General features: G+C 46.7%; 18 protein-coding genes. 17 read left to right on the plus strand and 1 reads right to left on the minus strand.

What is annotated here, in order from left to right:
- The first annotated feature begins 20 nt into the window (after window positions 1-20).
- The 15 genes from AC2TDN_RS15850 to AC2TDN_RS15920 all read left to right on the plus strand — a co-directional run bounded on the left by AC2TDN_RS15850 (window position 21) and on the right by AC2TDN_RS15920 (window position 14,625).
- Window positions 21-887, plus strand: coding sequence for a 5'-3' exonuclease (locus tag AC2TDN_RS15850; RefSeq protein ID WP_482066317.1), 867 nt, complete (start codon window positions 21-23; stop codon window positions 885-887).
- 135 nt (window positions 888-1,022) lie between these two features.
- Window positions 1,023-1,346: an ArsR/SmtB family transcription factor gene (locus tag AC2TDN_RS15855; protein WP_482066318.1), complete on the plus strand. Its 324-nt coding sequence runs from the start codon at window positions 1,023-1,025 to the stop codon at window positions 1,344-1,346.
- Window positions 1,347-1,579: 233 nt separating this feature from the next.
- Window positions 1,580-1,990 carry a helix-turn-helix domain-containing protein gene (locus AC2TDN_RS15860; RefSeq protein ID WP_482066319.1) on the plus strand — a complete coding sequence of 137 codons (411 nt, stop codon included), beginning with the start codon at window positions 1,580-1,582 and terminating at the stop codon, window positions 1,988-1,990.
- A gap of 101 nt (window positions 1,991-2,091) precedes the next feature.
- Window positions 2,092-2,841: a YveK family protein gene (locus AC2TDN_RS15865; RefSeq protein ID WP_482066320.1), complete on the plus strand. Its 750-nt coding sequence runs from the start codon at window positions 2,092-2,094 to the stop codon at window positions 2,839-2,841.
- Complete coding sequence (locus tag AC2TDN_RS15870) at window positions 2,831-3,496, plus strand: CpsD/CapB family tyrosine-protein kinase (RefSeq protein WP_484688804.1); 666 nt, start codon at window positions 2,831-2,833, stop codon at window positions 3,494-3,496. The genes AC2TDN_RS15865 and AC2TDN_RS15870 overlap by 11 nt, the downstream gene beginning before the upstream one ends.
- 353 nt (window positions 3,497-3,849) lie before the next feature.
- Window positions 3,850-5,676 (plus strand): polysaccharide biosynthesis protein, encoded by a 1,827-nt coding sequence (locus tag AC2TDN_RS15875; protein WP_484688807.1) that lies wholly within the window; start codon window positions 3,850-3,852, stop codon window positions 5,674-5,676.
- 25 nt (window positions 5,677-5,701) lie between these two features.
- The gene (gene galU / locus AC2TDN_RS15880; protein ID WP_484688809.1) at window positions 5,702-6,583 is read left to right on the plus strand and encodes a UTP--glucose-1-phosphate uridylyltransferase GalU; all 882 of its coding nucleotides are present in this window, start codon (window positions 5,702-5,704) and stop codon (window positions 6,581-6,583) included.
- Between the two features lie 23 nt (window positions 6,584-6,606).
- Window positions 6,607-7,773: a glycosyltransferase family 4 protein gene (locus AC2TDN_RS15885; RefSeq protein WP_484688811.1), complete on the plus strand. Its 1,167-nt coding sequence runs from the start codon at window positions 6,607-6,609 to the stop codon at window positions 7,771-7,773.
- Window positions 7,736-8,923: a glycosyltransferase gene (locus AC2TDN_RS15890; protein WP_484688813.1), complete on the plus strand. Its 1,188-nt coding sequence runs from the start codon at window positions 7,736-7,738 to the stop codon at window positions 8,921-8,923. Before AC2TDN_RS15885 ends, AC2TDN_RS15890 begins: the two co-directional genes overlap by 38 nt.
- Entirely contained in the window at window positions 8,814-9,935 is a 1,122-nt protein-coding gene (locus AC2TDN_RS15895) for a glycosyltransferase family 1 protein (protein ID WP_484688815.1), read from the plus strand. The genes AC2TDN_RS15890 and AC2TDN_RS15895 overlap by 110 nt, the downstream gene beginning before the upstream one ends.
- 14 nt (window positions 9,936-9,949) lie before the next feature.
- The gene (locus tag AC2TDN_RS15900; RefSeq protein WP_484688817.1) at window positions 9,950-10,855 is read left to right on the plus strand and encodes a glycosyltransferase family 2 protein; all 906 of its coding nucleotides are present in this window, start codon (window positions 9,950-9,952) and stop codon (window positions 10,853-10,855) included.
- A gap of 42 nt (window positions 10,856-10,897) precedes the next feature.
- Window positions 10,898-11,971: an EpsG family protein gene (locus AC2TDN_RS15905; protein WP_482066327.1), complete on the plus strand. Its 1,074-nt coding sequence runs from the start codon at window positions 10,898-10,900 to the stop codon at window positions 11,969-11,971.
- Window positions 11,972-11,982: 11 nt separating this feature from the next.
- Entirely contained in the window at window positions 11,983-12,726 is a 744-nt protein-coding gene (locus AC2TDN_RS15910; protein WP_484688819.1) for a glycosyltransferase, read from the plus strand.
- 34 nt (window positions 12,727-12,760) lie between these two features.
- Entirely contained in the window at window positions 12,761-13,366 is a 606-nt protein-coding gene (locus AC2TDN_RS15915; protein ID WP_484688923.1) for a sugar transferase, read from the plus strand.
- 92 nt (window positions 13,367-13,458) lie between these two features.
- Window positions 13,459-14,625: an aminotransferase class I/II-fold pyridoxal phosphate-dependent enzyme gene (locus tag AC2TDN_RS15920; RefSeq protein WP_484688925.1), complete on the plus strand. Its 1,167-nt coding sequence runs from the start codon at window positions 13,459-13,461 to the stop codon at window positions 14,623-14,625.
- A gap of 10 nt (window positions 14,626-14,635) precedes the next feature.
- On the opposite strand, the gene AC2TDN_RS15925 is transcribed toward AC2TDN_RS15920, so the two are convergent.
- Window positions 14,636-15,292 carry an acetyltransferase gene (locus AC2TDN_RS15925; RefSeq protein WP_482066329.1) on the minus strand — a complete coding sequence of 219 codons (657 nt, stop codon included), beginning with the start codon at window positions 15,290-15,292 and terminating at the stop codon, window positions 14,636-14,638.
- A 207-nt stretch (window positions 15,293-15,499) separates the two neighbouring features.
- On the opposite strand from AC2TDN_RS15925, the gene AC2TDN_RS15930 reads away from it, so the two are divergent.
- On the plus strand, window positions 15,500-16,696 hold the full coding sequence (locus AC2TDN_RS15930; protein WP_484688824.1) for a nucleotidyltransferase domain-containing protein: 1,197 nt from the start codon (window positions 15,500-15,502) through the stop codon (window positions 16,694-16,696).
- A gap of 22 nt (window positions 16,697-16,718) precedes the next feature.
- Window positions 16,719-17,939 (plus strand): glycosyltransferase, encoded by a 1,221-nt coding sequence (locus tag AC2TDN_RS15935; RefSeq protein ID WP_484688827.1) that lies wholly within the window; start codon window positions 16,719-16,721, stop codon window positions 17,937-17,939.
- The last annotated feature ends 2 nt before the right edge of the window (window positions 17,940-17,941 follow it).

Below are 17,941 nucleotides of genomic sequence, written 5' to 3' on the forward strand. Positions count from 1 at the left end.
TTAGAGAGGAGTTTTAATTGATGAGTGAACAACGCTTGCTATTGGTAGACGGTATGGCGATATTGTTTCGTGCTTATTTTGCTACTTCGTTCGGAGGCAGCGTACGCAAAACGAGCGCTGGCGTACCCGTAAATGCTGTACATGGCTTTGTACGATATTTCATGGATGCGATCAATACGTTTAATCCGACGCATGTTGTTTGCTGCTGGGATATGGGCAGCACAACTTTTCGCACGGAGCAGTATGACGGCTACAAATCGAATCGTCCGGCCGCACCGGAAGATCTGATTCCACAGTTCGATTTGGTGAAGGAGGTTGTCGCCAGCTTCGACGTGCCGAATATTGGCATTGCGGGCTATGAGGCGGATGACTGCATCGGAACGCTTGCTGCTGCGCTTAAGGATCAAGCGCAAATTTTTGTCGTGACAGGCGATCATGATATGCTTCAGCTGGTGGACGACCGGGTTTCGGTTGCCATCATGAAGAAGGGGATCGGGAACTATATGGTGTATACGCCAGAGACGTTGATGGAGGAACGCCAGCTTACCCCCGTTCAAATTATTGACATCAAAGGTCTGATGGGTGATACAGCGGACAATTACCCGGGCGTAAAAGGAATTGGCGAGAAAACGGCTCATAAGCTTATTCAAGAGCATGGCTCCATCGATGGTTTGCTTGCTAACTTAGAGGCGGTGTCCAAATCGATAAGGGTAAAAATCGAAGCCGATCTTGATATGCTTCATCTTTCCCGCGATTTGGCAACGATTCGCTGCGATGTGCCGGTGTCGGCCGAGCTGGATGGCTGCTGCTGGGCGTATAAGCGCGAAAGCGTATTGGTGAAGTTTGAAGAGCTGGAATTTAAAAGCTTGATATCGCTTATTGGATAAGCGAGAGTGATCTCCTTATGCGGTAAAATGCCGGAATAGGGAGATCTTTTTATGATTACAATTAATATCAAATGAGCTTACAGCTCATGGTCATTTATTTTGTTACAATAATGGTTTTTGGAGTAGGTTTTGGAAATGAATGAAACGGTATTTAGCGCCCTTGCCGAGCCAAACCGGCTTCAAATTGTCGAGCTTTTGCGCAGCGGCACTTTCACTGTTGGGGAAATTGCCGATCGACTCGGGCTTAATCAGCCGCAAACATCGAAGCATCTTCGCGTCCTGCATGAATCGGGGCTTGTTGAGGTGCAGCCAAGCGCCAATCGGCGATATTACAAGCTGCGGCATCAGCCGCTCATTGAATTGGATGACTGGCTTGAATCATTCCGCCGCATCTGGAACGAGAGGTTCGATAATCTGGACGATTATTTGCGAAAGCTGCAAGGGCAGGAACAGGAATAGGAAGACAACAACTAATGACGCAGAATGACGGTTCTCACGATGCGCATGAAAAACACCGATATCCGGTGTTTTTTATTTTTTCTGTAAAGGATTTTTAAGGAAAAAAACTGGAATTGTATTGACCTGTTCTTTTTAAAGAACTACAATAGCTATATTGTCTGTTATAACGCCTTACATTTTGGTTGAAGTTCTAAGCTTATCGTTAGGATCTAAACTGGCCGAAGGAGAATCTTATGATTGGGGAACGGATTAAAAGTCTACGGGAAAAAAAGGGCTATTCGATAACGAAGCTTGCCGACCTAGCAGGCGTATCCAAGTCCTACTTAAGCTACATTGAACGCAATATGCAGAATAACCCATCTCTTCAGGTAATGGCAAAAATAGCAGCTCCTTTGGATTCTAACATTGAATATTTGCTTGGAGAAGAGCATTTACCAAAAATTCATGAGGCTGAAATGCTGGATGAGGAATGGCGTTCCATTATTAAAGACGCGGTTGATGAGGGCATGAGCAAAGGTGATTTCCAAGCTTTAAAGGATTTAATCCGATCGAACATGTGGAAGGAAAGCATTGCGGAGACGAGTGTATACTCGAGCGAGAAAAAGAAAACATCAAATATTATCATTCTTCATATCGATAACTGAAGGCGAACGAAAAAAAGGAAAACGTGTATTGACATGTTCTATATAAAGAACTAATATTGTGTTATCGTTCTTTATAACAAACATATTAAGCAGGTGTGCGAATGGATGGAAAGCGGTTAGAGGATCAACCAGCATTGCGAAACGAGAATGACAGAGTAAAGGTCAAAGAGATCAATCTTAAAGCTTTATTCTCTACGGTTAGAAAGCGTTTATGGATGGTTGTACTAATCACGGTGATCGTTACCGTACTCGCAGGGCTTTATAACTCTAGACCGGAAACGCCTATGTATACCGCATCCGCGAGAGTCATTGTTTCTGCTTCGCCAGAAATGATGGGTACGGCAAAGGTGATGTTTCGCGAGCCTATCGTCCTGAACAAGGTCATAGAAAAGCTAGAGCTTAATCGTTCTGTCTCGCAGTTAAGAAGTCAAATCAGAGTGGATAGTGTGGAAGGCTCGCTTTTAACGCTCATATCGGTTGTGGACAGCGATTCAAAGCTTGCGGCTGAAATTGCCAATGCCAGCGTTGAAGCATACCGGCAAGTAGCAGCAGCTACGCTGGGCATATCGAACATCCAGCTGTTAACGATGGCGGAAGAAAATCCTTACTCTATTAATGTGAAGAGCAACACGCTGCTGATCGCAGGATTTATATTAGGTCTTGTTTTCAGCATTGGCTTAGTCTTTCTGCTTGATTCTCTTGATGATTCTATCAAGTCGGAACGAGAGATTGAAGAGCTGCTCGGCTTAACGATGCTAGGTCAAGTAACCAAAATGAAGCGAAAAGATTATGCCAGACATTTGAAGAAACAAAAAAGCATTGTTGCGCGGGGTGAGACCATTGGTTCGTGAACGGCAAAAGGTGTCAAAGTCTTATGTAAATAGAAGCTTGCTTGCTTATATTAATCCTCATGGCTCTATTTCAGAGCAGTATCGAACCATACGGAACAATATTCACTATGCTTCAAACGGCAGCAAGATTCAATCGCTGCTTGTCACTTCCCCCTCAGAGGGCGAAGGGAAATCGACTACGACCGTCAACCTCGCCGTATGCATGGCGCAGCGCGGCGACCGCGTGCTTATTATCGACGCGAATTTCAGAAATCCGATCATCAACAAAATTTTTAATGTACAAACTTCTCCAGGGCTGTCGAACGTCTTGGGTCAGCAGCTCGAAATTCGCGAGGCCATCTACAATACCGAGGTCGAAGGATTGGATATTTTGCCGAGCGGCCAGCGCCTCTATAATTCGACAGAGCTGCTGGATTCTCAGCTTATGATCGATGTGATGCAATACGCATCCGAGCAATACGATATGGTGCTGCTCGATTGTCCGCCTGTCCTTGGTGTACCGGATACGAACGCGCTTGTAGGCAAATGCGATGGAGTGCTCTTGCTGCTTCAGAGCGGTAAAACACAGCAAGAGCATGCCATTGAAGCAAAACGTGCTTTGATGTTCGCAAAAGCGAATATTCTAGGCGTCATACTTAACAAAAAGAGCGTTTGATGATCGCAATCGGATAGCGCTTTTTTTACGGGACGACTGTTCTTTATAAAGCACAGTGTTGTTTTCATAAGGACAGTCACACTCGGTAATGTCTCCTCACCGTTATCAATGGAGGCACTCGGCCATGCTGTGGGTTACGAAAACCTTAGACGCGAGTCGTCAAGAGTGTGGTGTGAGGAGGGGTTGAATGCCCTGGATTCTGCATTAGAGTATTCAACTAAACGGTTTTGTTCAAAGCCTTTTAGTTAAACACTCTAAAGGAGTGTCACAGCAACTTTCTCGAATATTGGCGAGAGCTAACGATTATTAGCATCAACTTTATTTGATGTATGACAGGAAAGGGTGAAATGGCTTTGACGTACCGACAAAGATTGTCATTATTGATTTTAATCGACTCCATGATCGTGTTTACCGCCATCTTTTTTAGCCGATTTTTACTTAGCGCTTCGCTTGATGTGGTAACGACACCGATTGTGATCAGCTCGATCACGCTCTTATTGAGTCATCATTTCTTCTCCTTCTATTACAAGCTGTATAAGAAGGCATGGGAATATGCAAGCGTCGGGGAGCTGCTGATCATTTCGAAGTCGGTCTCCTTCTCCATTCTTGCAGCGGCCGTCATTCAGCAGCTGGTGATGGGGGATGTGTTTATGCGTCTGCTCGCCGTTACTTGGATGATTCATATGATGCTGATCGGAGGCTCAAGGCTCTGCTGGCGAATCTTTCGAGGCAGCTACAATAAGCATGCCGGCCTGCGAAAGCGCACATTGATCGTTGGAGCAGGCTCAGCGGGTACGATGCTTGCTCGGCAGCTGCTAAGCAACAGCGACACGGAGCTCATCCCGATGGGTTTCATAGACGACGATATCAACAAGCATAATCTCGATATTATGGGATTGCCTGTGCTAGGCGGCGTTGCGAGCATTGCCAAGATAGCGACCTTGCATGACATCAACAATATAGTAATTGCGATTCCGTCACTAAGCAAAAAACAGCTTAACACGATCTTTAGCGAATGCGCGAAAACGAAAGCAAAGACGCAAATTATACCGATGCTTGAGGATTTGGCTACGGGGAGAATATCGGTCAGCCAATTTCGTGATGTACAGGTCGAGGATTTATTAGGCCGCGAGCCTGTAGAGCTGGATATCGAAAGTATCTCGGGTTATGTCACCCAGAAGGTCGTGATGGTAACGGGAGCGGGCGGATCGATTGGCTCGGAGGTATGCAGGCAGGTTTCTAGGTTTCTGCCAGAGAAGCTTATTTTGCTTGGACACGGGGAGAACAGCATCTATTCCATTGAGATGGAGCTGAGGGAGCTCTACGGGCACACCAACATCGAATTTGTGACCGAAATCGCAGACCTGCAGGATGCGAATAAAATGATGGCGGTCATGCAGGCTCATCGTCCTCAGGTCGTTTATCATGCGGCTGCACATAAGCATGTGCCGTTAATGGAGAGAAATCCAGAGGAAGCGTTCAAAAATAACGTGATGGGCACATTGAATGCGGCAAGAGCGGCCAGCCAGGCTCGCGTCGATACGTTTGTCATGATTTCTACCGATAAGGCGGTCAATCCGACCAGCGTTATGGGGGCGACGAAAAGAATTGCGGAAATGGTCATACAGCATTTGGACCGGTTCAGCACGACCAAATTTGTAGCGGTTCGCTTCGGCAACGTTTTGGGCAGCCGAGGCAGCGTTATTCCGCTGTTTAAGAAGCAAATCGAGAAGGGCGGGCCCGTAACGGTCACGCATCCTGACATGGTTCGCTATTTTATGACGATACCGGAGGCATCGCGATTGGTTATCCAAGCCGGCGCGCTGGCTAGGGGCGGCGAAATATTCGTTCTCGACATGGGAGATCCGGTCAAAATAACCGATCTTGCGCAAAATGTCATTCGAATGTCGGGGTACACGGTCGAGGAGATCGGCATTCAGTACACGGGCATTAGACCGGGAGAGAAGCTCTTTGAGGAAATGCTCAAGGACAATGAAATGAACGAGAAGCAGGTATATCCGAAAATTTATATAGGCAAATCGTTTGAGATTTATTTTGAGCAAATTGAAGAAATGATTGCCATTCACGACAGTATGAGCAAAGCGGAACTACGGGTTAGACTGCTCGATCTTGCGAACAACATCGTAGAGCTTCCAGAATTTGCTTCAGTAACAGGCTAAAATGACGAAGGAGTTGCAAAATGCTATGAAGGTTAGAAAAGCCATTATTCCAGCCGCGGGACTCGGAACTAGATTTCTCCCTGCAACTAAAGCAATGCCGAAGGAAATGCTGCCGATTGTCGATAAGCCTACCATTCAGTACATCGTCGAGGAAGCGATCGAATCGGGTATTGAAGATATTATTATCGTGACCGGCAAAGGAAAACGAGCGATTGAGGATCATTTTGACAATTCGATTGAGCTTGAGCAAATTTTAGAGGCTAAGCATAAATACGAATTGCTGAGCGAGGTTCGCAAGTCGGCTGATATGGTAGATATTCATTATATTCGCCAGAAGGAGCCAAAGGGTCTAGGGCATGCCATCTGGTGCGCTCGCAAGTTCATCGGAGATGAGCCGTTTGCCGTGCTGCTGGGCGATGATATCATCTCGGCGGAGAAGCCCTGCATCAAGCAGATGATTGAGAAATATGAGCAATATCGCACCTCGATCATCGGCGTTCAGCGTGTAGCGGAAGAGGCGGTTTCCCGTTACGGGATCGTAGACGGAACACGGATGGAGGATTCCTTCCACCGAGTTAGGCATTTGGTTGAGAAGCCTGCAAGGGAAGCGGCGCCGTCGAATATGGCGATTATGGGACGATACATATTAAGCCCTGCGATTTTTGATATTTTGGGCAATCAAACCCCTGGCGCGGGCGGCGAAATACAGCTGACTGATGCGATTGCGGCTTTAAATTTATCCGAAGCGGTTTATGCCTACGAGTTCGAAGGCAAGCGTTATGATGTTGGCGAGAAAATGGGCTTTATCCAGACGACGATCGAATTCGCGCTTCAGCGTGAGGATCTGCGCTACGAGCTGTTAAACTATCTGTCTCAAATGGTTGAACAAGAAGCTGCTAGAAAATAATTCTAGTATAGGATGGTAAACTTATGCCGAATAAAATATTATTTTGCGCTACTGTTGATTATCATTTTAAGGCTTTTCACCTGCCTATTATGGAATGGTTCAAGCAGCAGGGATGGGAGGTTCATGTCGCCGCAAAGGGCGAGCTGAACCTCCCTTTTGTTGACAAGAAGTTTAATTTGGCGATTGAGCGATCTCCCTTGCGATTGAACAATATCAAGGCTCATCAAGAGCTGAAGGCCATTATTAAGCAGCAGAATTATAAAATGATTCATTGTCATACGCCGATGGGCGGCGTGCTTGCTAGGCTTGCTGCATCGAGTGTTAGAAAACAAGGCACAAAAATCATTTATACGGCGCATGGCTTCCATTTCTGCAAAGGAGCCTCGCTCCTGAACTGGATGCTCTATTATCCGATTGAGAAGAGTTTGTCTCGTTTAACGGACTGTCTCATTACGATTAATAATGAGGATTATGCGCTTGCCGTCTCCAAGGGCTTCAAAGCGAAGCAAATTGCGAAGGTTCATGGCGTCGGCGTAAATACGATTCAATATAAGCCTATTCAAAAAATCGATAAATGGCGGTTAAGGCAGGAGCTTGATTTTCGAACAGATGATTTTCTCCTCTTCTATGCGGCTGAATTCAACAAAAATAAAAACCATCAGCTGTTGATCCATGCGCTTGCTGCGATCAAAGAGCAGATGCCTCATACGAGGCTGCTGCTAGCTGGAACGGGGCCGCTGCTTGAAACGTGCAAAGAGCTGGCGCATCAGCTTGGCGTTGGCTCCATGGTGCATTTTCTAGGCTATCGGAGCGATATCGAAAGTCTGCTGCCGATGTGCGATGCCGCTGTTGCATCCAGCCTGCGCGAAGGGCTGCCGGTCAATATTATGGAGGCGATGGCTTGCGGGCTGCCGATTGTGGCAACGGCGAATAGAGGTCACTCGGAGCTTGTTCGCGATGGCGAGAACGGGTATGTGGTTGCGCCTCATGACACGGAACTATTTGCAAAAAGGCTGAAGCAGCTAAGCGAGTCGATTGAGCTAAGGCAGTTAATGGGCATGCAGAGCATACATCTTGTGCAGAAGTACAGCTTAATACAGGTCAAGCAGGAGCTAAGCGAAATTTACAAGTCGTTTATGGTGGGGGAACAAAATGAATCCCAAAGTCAGTATCGTCGTGCCTATATATAATATGGAGGACTATTTGGACCGATGCCTTCAAAGCTTGCTCGGACAAAGTCTGAGAGAGATCGAGATCATTGCGGTTAATGACGGTTCACGCGATTACAGCTTGGAGCTGTTGCACAAATACGCCCGCCAAGATTCGCGAATTACGATCATTGATAAAGCGAACGGCGGCGTATCCGCAGCTAGAAACGATGGCGTTTTGGCGGCAAGAGGACAATACATCGGCTTTGTTGATCCTGATGATTGGGCTCAGGAGAGCATGTATGAGCAGTTGTACCTTGCGGCTGCCCAGGAAGACAGCGATATCGCGATGTGCACTTATGTCCGTGAGTTTGAGACGCATTCGAAGGAAAAACGATTCGATATGCCAGACAAGCAAACGTATCGCTCTGATGAGGTTCAATCGAAGATGCTAAGGCGTCTTGTCGGCCCACTGAAAGGAGAATTAGCTAGTCCTGAAAATTTGGATGCATGGGGAACGGTCTGGTCCAAGCTTTACCGGGCTGAACTGCTTAAGGATCATGGGCTGAAGTTTATGGATCTCGATATCATCGGCAGCAATGAGGATACGTTGTTTAACATTCATGCCTTTTATTATGCCAAATCGTTCGTTTTCCTTAATCGGCCGCTCTACCATTATTGGCGTTCGAATACAGAGTCGATTACATCCACGTATAATCCTGCGCTGCCCTATAAATTCGATCGGCTCTATGCCGCTATTCAATCGTTTATAACAGAAAAGCAGCTGGACGAGGAGTATAGAACAGCATTCAACAATCGGATTTGCATGAATGTATTAGGGCTCGGTCTTAATATTATGAGTGAGGGAAAGGCCGCTTCCTTTGGGAAGAAGCTTAAGGCACTGCGTAAGCTGCTGCATGGCGATAAGATCAATCAGTCTTTTAAACAGTTCGATACAAGCTACAGTCCTTTCATATGGAAGGCTTTTTTTGTATGCGCAAAAATAAAATTTTCGCTCGCCATTTACTTCATGCTGACTGCGATCAATTGGATGCGAAAAAGGAATACGGGGAGGATTGCAGTTGAAACCGGTTCGAATCTTGCAAGTGGCAACGGTCATGAATCGCGGCGGATTAGAAACCATGCTGATGAATTACTACCGTCAAATGGATCGAAGCAAAATTCAGTTTGATTTTATCGTTCATCGCGCGGAGGAAGGTCATTATGATCAAGAAATTATCGCATTAGGCGGGAAAATTTATCGTTTGCCGCAAATTAAGCCAGGGAATTACTCGCCCTATTTTAAGCAGCTGGACTTATTTTTTAAAGAGCATCCTTATTATCAGGTAGTGCATGCCCATATTAATGAAAACAGCAGCTTCATCCTAAAGGCTGCCAAGAAAGCAGGCGTTCCTTGCCGAATTATGCATAGCCATTTAAGCGATCTCGGGCTCGACATCAAGCTGCCCTTCCGCATGTATGCAAGGCTTGCGATAAAGGATAATCCGAGCAGCTACTTTGCCTGTTCGAAAAGCGCAGGCAAATGGCTGTTCGGCAAGCGTATATCAGATTCCGGCCAAGTGATTGTGCTTAATAATGCGGTTGATGTAAAGCAGTTCTCTTTTAATTCGAGCACTCGTGATGCCATTAGAGCCGAGCTCTCCGCAGGAGATCGCTTGGTCATCGGCCACATTGGACGATTTAATGAACAGAAAAACCATGATTTTTTGATCGATATTTTTAAAGCTGTTCATGACAGGGAGCCGAACGCGATGCTGGTCCTTGCAGGGGAAGGACATCTTCGGCCATTGATTGAGAAGAAAATAGAAAGATTAGGGTTATCAGAACATGTAAAGCTGCTTGGCGTTCGAAATGATGTAGCGGATCTGCTGCAAGGAATCGATATTTTTCTGTTTCCTTCCTTATTTGAAGGCTTGCCGGTTGTACTGATTGAAGCTCAGGCAGCCGGTCTTAGATGCGTCATTTCCGATACGATTACGAAGGAGACCGACGTTACTGGCAGGCTTCACTTCAATAGCTTAAAGCAATCTGCCGAACATTGGGCCGAGCAAATTTTGAGTACGTCCCGCGAGCATGCCGATACAGCAGAGCTATTAAGAAAGAACGGATACGATACGTCCACTATGGCGAAATGGCTGTCTGACTATTATATGAATCACGTGTCCAAATCCGCTTTTGGGTAAAGGGGGGAATAATATTGAAGCCGATGTTGACTGTGTTTACACCTACCTATAACCGGGCCTACACGCTTCATCTTTGCTATGAGAGCCTGAAACGTCAAAGCAACAAGAGCTTTGTATGGCTCATCATTGACGATGGCTCTACGGATCAAACGAGGGAGCTTGTCGCAGGCTGGATAGCGGAGAATCTTATATCCATCCGCTATCATTATCAAGAAAATCAGGGGATGCATGGCGCGCATAATGCTGCTTATGAACGAATCGAAACGGAGCTTAATGTTTGCATCGATTCGGATGATTACATGGCAGACGACGCCGTAGAGAAAATAACGAGGTTTTGGCAAACGGCAGGAAATGACCGTTTTGCAGGCATTGTCGGGCTGGACGTGAACCAGAATTACGAGGTTATCGGCACCAGAATGCCTGAGCGATTGGAATCTTCAACGCTGACGGATCTATACGCCCTGCATCATGTGAAAGGCGACAAAAAGCTCGTTTACCGTTCAGAAATAACGAGAAAATATCCGCCGTATCCGATATTTTCCGGTGAGAAGTACTGTCCGTTATCCTACAAATACATCCTTATCGATCAGGATTATCCGCTGCTTATTATGAATGAGGTGCTGTGCATCGTTGAATATCGGCAGGATGGATCAAGCTTGAATATGATTAATCAGTACAAAAAAAATCCGCGCGGCTTCTCCTTCTTTCGCAAAGCGGCGATGGCTTATGCGCCGTCATGGAAAGGCAGAATCCGCGAGGCCATTCATTATGTTTCCAGCAGCTTGATCATTCGCAACAAACACTTTTTGAGGGAATCGCCTCGCAAATGGGTGACGCTGCTCGCCATTCCGTTTGGCGTTTTGCTTTACTTTTACATTCAGAACACGAATAAAGCGACGGTAGTGAAGCAAAATCATTGAGGCGGCAGTTTCAAAATGATCTTATAGGAAGGGACGAATAAAATGTCGATACTGTGGATGACGCTGGTTTTCGTATTCTCAGTCTCTCTAGCGGCCAGATACTTTTCAGTACCAGCAGGGATCGCCCCTTCGCCGATCATACCGAACAGATTTCTCGCTATTGTAGCTGCACTTACGCTCGCATTGGTATCCGGGCTGCGATCGAATATTGGAGATACCTATCTGTATATGCACAGCTATACATTGGAAGATTTCACCTGGGAGTCTATCAAGGGCAGCAATGATATCGGCTTTAATATTTTGCAAATGCTGTTGAAGCAGATTTCGAATGATCCGCAAATTCTGATACTAACGACTGGCATTGTGACCAATCTGCTTATCGTTATGGTGCTGTTTAAATATACGAGATTGTTCGAGCTTAGCATCTTCTTATACATAACAACGGGTACGTACACCATTTCAATGAACGGCATGAGGCAGTTTCTGGCAGCTGCAATCGTAATGACGGCGACAAAGTTTCTATTAGAGGGCAAGTGGAAGCCATACATACTCATCGTTGTACTCGCTTCATTCATTCATCAAAGCTCGTTGATTATGATTCCGATTTACTTTATCGTGCGCCGCAAAGCATGGACGAGATCGACCGCTATGCTCCTTGGACTTGCCGTTCTTATTGTCGTGGGCTTCAACGAATTTTCCGAGCTGCTATTCACAGCGATTAAGGACACCCAGTACAGCAATTATGCATCGTTTGATGAAGGCGGGGCCAACATCCTTAGAGCAATCGTCTGGATTATTCCGATTGTGATCGCCTATTTTGGCAGAGAAAAATTGAGAAGCCTATTTCCGAAGTCCGATATTATCGTGAATGTCTCGCTGGTAGGCGTTGTGTTGATGATAATCGCTACGCAAAATTGGATTTTCGCAAGAATGGCTATTTATTTCAATTTATATCAGCTTATTTTAATCGCATGGTTGATCAAAGTGTTTCGCGAGAAGGATCAGAAGCTTATCTATATCGTGATTTTAGTGTTTTATTTCTTATTTTATTTCTATGAAAGCGTCATTGCCCTCGGACTGGATTACAAAAGTGATTATATTAAATGGCCGTTTTAGGAGTGATGTAAATGAATGCTTCAAGTAAAATCCCTCGTATCGTTCATTATTGCTGGTTCGGACGGGGCGAGAAGCCAAGGAAGATTGAAAAGTGCATGCGCAGCTGGCAAAAGCATTTAGGCGATTACGAAGTGATGGAGTGGAACGAGGACAGCTTCGATATTTTGTCCAATCGCTATGTGAAGGAGGCCTATGAGGCAAAAAAATATGCTTTCGTCAGCGATTATGTTCGTTTATATGCGCTTTACAAGCATGGCGGCATTTATTTGGATACGGATGTTGAGGTCATTAAGCCGCTGAGTCCGCTCCTTCAGCATGAAGCGTTCTCTGGCTTTGAGGATCAGACTTTTCTGCAATCCGGAACGATGGGAGCGGAAAAGGGGCATCCGTGGATTAAAGAGCTGCTTGATGATTACGGCAGCCGCAGCTTCCTGCGTCCGGACGGCTCGCTTGATATGACGACCAATACGGCGGTCATTACCGAAATTTGCAGCCGGCATGGCCTCAAGCTGAACGGTGAATATCAAGTGCTGCGCAATGGCGTTACCTTCTATCCACGAACATATTTTAGCCCTTATGACTATATTAACGGAGGAAATTACATCACGAATGACAGCTATAGCATTCATCACTTTGCCCAGTCTTGGCTTCCTGCCCATGTTCGCCTTAGAGGAGACGTAAAGAGAGTTGTAAGCCGGGTTGTCGGTCCCAAGATGATCTCAAGGATGAGACAGCTGCTGTCATCGAACGAATAAGCTCATAGTTTGAAATTAGGAGTCCATACCGATGATAAAACGATTGTTTGATCTTATTGTTTCTAGTTTTTTGCTAGTGATGTTGTCTCCTGTCATTGCTGCGACCGCAATATTGGTTAGGATTAAGCTTGGCTCGCCAATCGTATTTAAGCAGCAGCGTCCTGGCAAGCACGGCGTTCCCTTTTATGTTTATAAATTTCGAACGATGACGTCGGAGAAGGATAGCCTGGGTCAGCTGCTGCCCGATCACCTCAGGCTTACTGCCTTCGGAAGCCTCATGCGCAAATTCAGCCTGGATGAGCTTCTTCAGCTGATTAACGTCATCAAAGGCGAGCTGAGCCTCATTGGCCCCCGCCCGCTGCTTATGGAGTATTTGCCGCTTTACAATGAAGAGCAAGCGAAGCGGCATCTGGTCAAGCCGGGCATAACGGGCTGGGCGCAGATTCACGGCAGAAACGATGTCTCGTGGGAAGAACGATTTGAGCGTGACGTATGGTATGTGGAAAATCAAAGCTTGGCGCTGGATTTAAAGATTCTGCTGCTGACGGTGAAGAAGGTTATTCGGTCCGAGGGCGTATCGAATGCCAATCATGTGACGATGCCTATGTTTCAAGGAACGACAAGCCATAGTGAAGGATAAAGCCATTTCTCAAGCAGCGAATCTGCTTGGGGGGTGGCTTTTTATTTTCAAAAAAAGGATAAAGGATGTGTAGCACAGTGTCGGGAAATGAAATGAAAAAAATATATTTATCCCCTCCTCATATGAGCGGGAAGGAGAGAAATTATATCGATGAAGCGTTTGAATCCAACTGGATAGCTCCGCTTGGTCCGAATATAGACGCTTTCGAGAAGCAGCTGGCAGACTATGTCGGCACTGCGGATGCGGTAGCGGTCAGCTCTGGAACAGCAGCTATCCATCTATCGCTGCAGCTGCTTGGCGCAGGTGCAGGGGATACCGTATTTTGCTCAAGCTTTACGTTTGTGGCGAGCGCGAATCCAATTCGTTATTGCGGGGCAGAGCCCGTCTTCATTGATTCCGAGCCGGATACGTGGAATATGTCGCCAGAGGCGCTCCAGCAAGCCCTTGAGGATGCGAATCGACAGGGGAAGCTGCCCAAAGCAGTAATCGTCGTTCATCTGTACGGGCAAGTATCGAAGATGGACGAAATAAGGAGTCTTTGCGAGCAATATGAGGTGCCTGTCGTTGAGGATGCTGCGGAATCGCTGGGGTCCACCTATAAGGGCAAGCAAAGCGGCTCCTTTGGCAAGTTTGGCATCTACTCGTTTAACGGGAACAAAATCATTACGACCTCGGGCGGCGGGATGCTCGTATCAGATGATGTAGAGCTTCTGCGCAAGGCGCGCTTTCTTGCGACGCAAGCCCGGGATGCGGCCGCACATTATCAGCACAGCAGCATGGGCTTCAATTATCGGATGAGCAATTTGCTAGCCGGTGTTGGCAGAGCGCAATTAGAGGTTTTGGATGAACGGGTAGCCGCAAGAAGAGCGGTATATGAAAACTATGCTGGAGCGTTCTCGAATCGCGCGGGCATCAGCTTTATGCCTGAGTTAGCCGGTACAAACTCCAATCGATGGTTGACAGCGATCGTCATCGACGAGCATGAGATGGATACGACGACCTTGGAGCTGCTGGATGCCTTGACGGCTGCCAACATTGAGGCTCGTCCGCTATGGAAGCCGCTGCATTTGCAGCCGCTCTTTGAAGGCTGCAGGTTCTACGCCCACGAAGGCGGCGAGTCCGTATGCGAGCGTTTGTTCCAAAGCGGCATTTGTTTGCCGTCAGGTTCGAGCATGACTTCCTTGGATCAGGTAAGAGTCGTGGATTGCATGAATAGCGTCTTCGATCGAGCAGCGGTGAAAACCGTTCAATCGGCATAGACGCCCAGGGCTACAGGTAACGCTCGCCCTTCTCTCTTGCACGAATGACTTTCGCTGGCGTGCCGTATGCGACCTGATAAGACGGAATATCGGTTAAGACGGTAGAGCCCGCGCCAATAACGGTATGCTCGCCAATCGTTTTGCCGTGAATAATATTCGCGCCAATCGAAATAACGGAATGGTCGCCAATGCTGACGCCGCCTCCTGTACCTGCCTTAGGAGCCAGCGTGACGAAGCTGCCGAGCGAGGAATCATGATCGACCGTTGCTTGGGAATAGAGAACGCAGTGCTCGCCAATCGTTGTATCGCTATTTACGACGCAGCCTGCCATAATGACGGATCCAGTTCCGATCTGAGCGCCCCTTGCAATAGAGGCTGAAGGGTGGATGGCTGTAATAAAGGCAAAGCGCGGATGGATGTCAGAGATCATTGCAGCTAGTCTAGATCGAAACCAGTTATCTCCGATTGCAACGATGCCGCCGCTTACGGAATCCAGGTTAGCTGCAAGCCAGCCTTTATCGCCTAAAACCTCGTAGCCATAAATGATAGTACCTGCCGGTCGATTGTCATCCAGCAAGCCTGCGATTCGATATAAGCCCGTTTTCTCAATCGTATCAATGACGGCCTTCGCATGACCGCCAGCACCATATACAATAATGTTTTGCATCAGCTTTCATCCTCCTAATTCTTTAAATCATGGCAATGGACTCTTCCATTCTATCAGATGCATATCCTTTTTTGTAAAAGTATAGTGAACATATGCAATGATGATTGACAGAAATTAGGGGAGGTGATAATCTGTACTTGTGTTCGTTTTATAGAACAAAATAAGTATTTTGTTCGTTATTGGCTAATTAGTATGAAGGAGATATTCATGAATAACAACGTCACTCTCCATAATGAAGATCTCTCTGGCGAATTGCGATTAATGCTTGCCTTTCTCTCGTCAGACGATGAGGCTGATCTGTCCTTTGATTATCAGGAGCTGCTGCAAAACGCGGATTGGGACCGATTTATCGAGCTAGCTAGGCATCATCGGGTATTTCCTACTGTCAATCGCAAGCTTCAGGAGCTGAAATCAGCGGATGTCCCGATATTTGTCACCCAAATGTTTCAACGTGACTATTATCGCAATACGCTGCAGATGCTTACGCTCAGTGGAGAGATGGAGCAGCTCGCCAAGGAATTTTCTGAGCGCGGATTGCGTTCGCTGTTTTTGAAGGGACCGGTCATAGCTGCCGATTTGTATGGAGATGTATCGCTGCGCACTTCTTGTGACCTCGATCTCCTCATTCCGCTCAAGGAGCTGGAGCATGCAGAAGCGCTACTAGTATCCCTTGGGTACGTGAAGGATGAATATATCGTTTCGGTACTGAATGATTGGAAGTGGAGACATCATCATACGACCTTTGTGCATCCGAAAAAAGGAATTAAGGTTGAGCTTCACTGGCGTTTGAATCCAGCTCCGTCAAAGGAGCCAAGCTTTAATGATCTTTGGAGCCGCAAGCGCAAGAGCGCATTGATCAACCGTCCGATTTATTACCTGGGAAGAGAAGATTTGTTTATGTTCCTGGTATCCCACGGAGCTCGGCACGGCTGGTCAAGGCTTCGCTGGCTGCTTGACATCAAGCAGCTCGTTAATCAGAAGCTGGATTGGCCGAAGCTTGTTAAGCTGCTTCGGAAGCATAGCTATTCCCATATTGGCGGGCAGGCACTGCTGCTCGCAGCACGCTTGTTGTCGCTGCCGCTTCGCAATGAGATGAAGCCGCTGCTTGCGGGCAGGAAAGCGCACTGGCTCGCGGAGGATGCCATGTTCTATATTTATCGGCTGGTCAATTTGCACTCCCCGCCGATACCGGAAGAAGTAAGCCGCTACCATAAACGGTATCTCTTCACCCTGCTGACGGTACTGCAAAAAATACAGTTTATAGCAAGCTTTATGTTCCCTTATCCGGAGGATGCGGAGACTCTTCCGCTTCCTAAGGCGCTGCATGTCTTGTATTTTCCGCTTCGTCCGTTGTTATGGGGATGGAGGAAGATGAAAACCAATGCTGCAGCTGCCAAAGATTGATTTTTTAAGTAAGGAGAAAACGATGAAAAAATGGCTTATTGCTTCCTATGATATGGAGGTCGGAGGTGTCGAGCGAAGCCTTGCTGGCATGCTGGATGAGCTCCATTATGATTCTTGTCATGTCGAATTAATGCTGTATCGGCATAAGGGAGATTTCATGACGCTTCTAAATGATAAGGCGAGGCTTCTCGATGAGATTCCGCAATATGCCAGTTTCAGAAAGGGCATTGGAAGCCTATTGCTATCGAAGCAGCTGCATTTAGGCATTGCTCGCCTGTTATCTAAAATTCATGCGCGTATCATAGGCCGTATGAAGGAAGTACAAGAATCGGGTTATATTCAGCAGCAGCTCATGTGGAAGTATGCTCTGCCTTTCCTTCCGAAGTCAACGGCTGAATATGATGTGGCGATCAGCTATCTATGGCCTCATTATTTTGTAGCAGACAAAGTGAAAGCCAACAAGAAATGTGCATGGATACATACTGATTTTTCTACAGTACATACCCTTCGTTCGATGGACTTAAAGATGTGGAATAAATTTGACCATATTATCGCTGTTTCCGATGCGTGCAGAGAATCATTTTTAGACAAGTATCCTACTTTAAGAAACAAGACGATCGTAATCGAGAACATGATGTCGCCCGAGTTCATTAGAACGATGGCATCCGAGAAGCTGGCTGTTAACCCGATGGATTCGGATACGCGCTTTAAGCTGCTCACAGTAGGCAGACTGTCTCATGCGAAAGGAATCGATAATGCCGTTAAAGCGCTCAAGCTGCTTGTCGATCAAGGCTATGACGATATCGTCTGGTACGTTGTTGGCTACGGCGGAGATGAAGCGATGATTCAAAGCCTGATTGCGGAATATAAACTGGAGGATCGTTTTATTCTGCTTGGCAAGCAAATCAATCCGTATCCCTATATTGAAGCTTGCGATGTATATGTGCAGCCTTCCAGATACGAAGGGAAAGCAGTGACGGTTACGGAAGCAAAAATATTAGGAAAGCCAATTGTCATAACGAATTATTCGACTGCCAGCAGCCAAGTCCTTAATGAGATTGACGGCGTTATTTCCGAATTATCCGTTGAGGGGATTGCGGAGGGGATAGCAAGGCTCTATCAAGATCCGGAGCTTAGGGAGCGGCTATCCAGAAACTGCGCAGAAGTCGATTATGGAAATGGCCATGAGCTCGATAAGCTTTATAGCCTGTTTCAGCCCTTTGAGAGGAGCATCGCAAAGTGAGT

It is taken from the genome of Paenibacillus sp. Y660 (assembly GCF_057221575.1).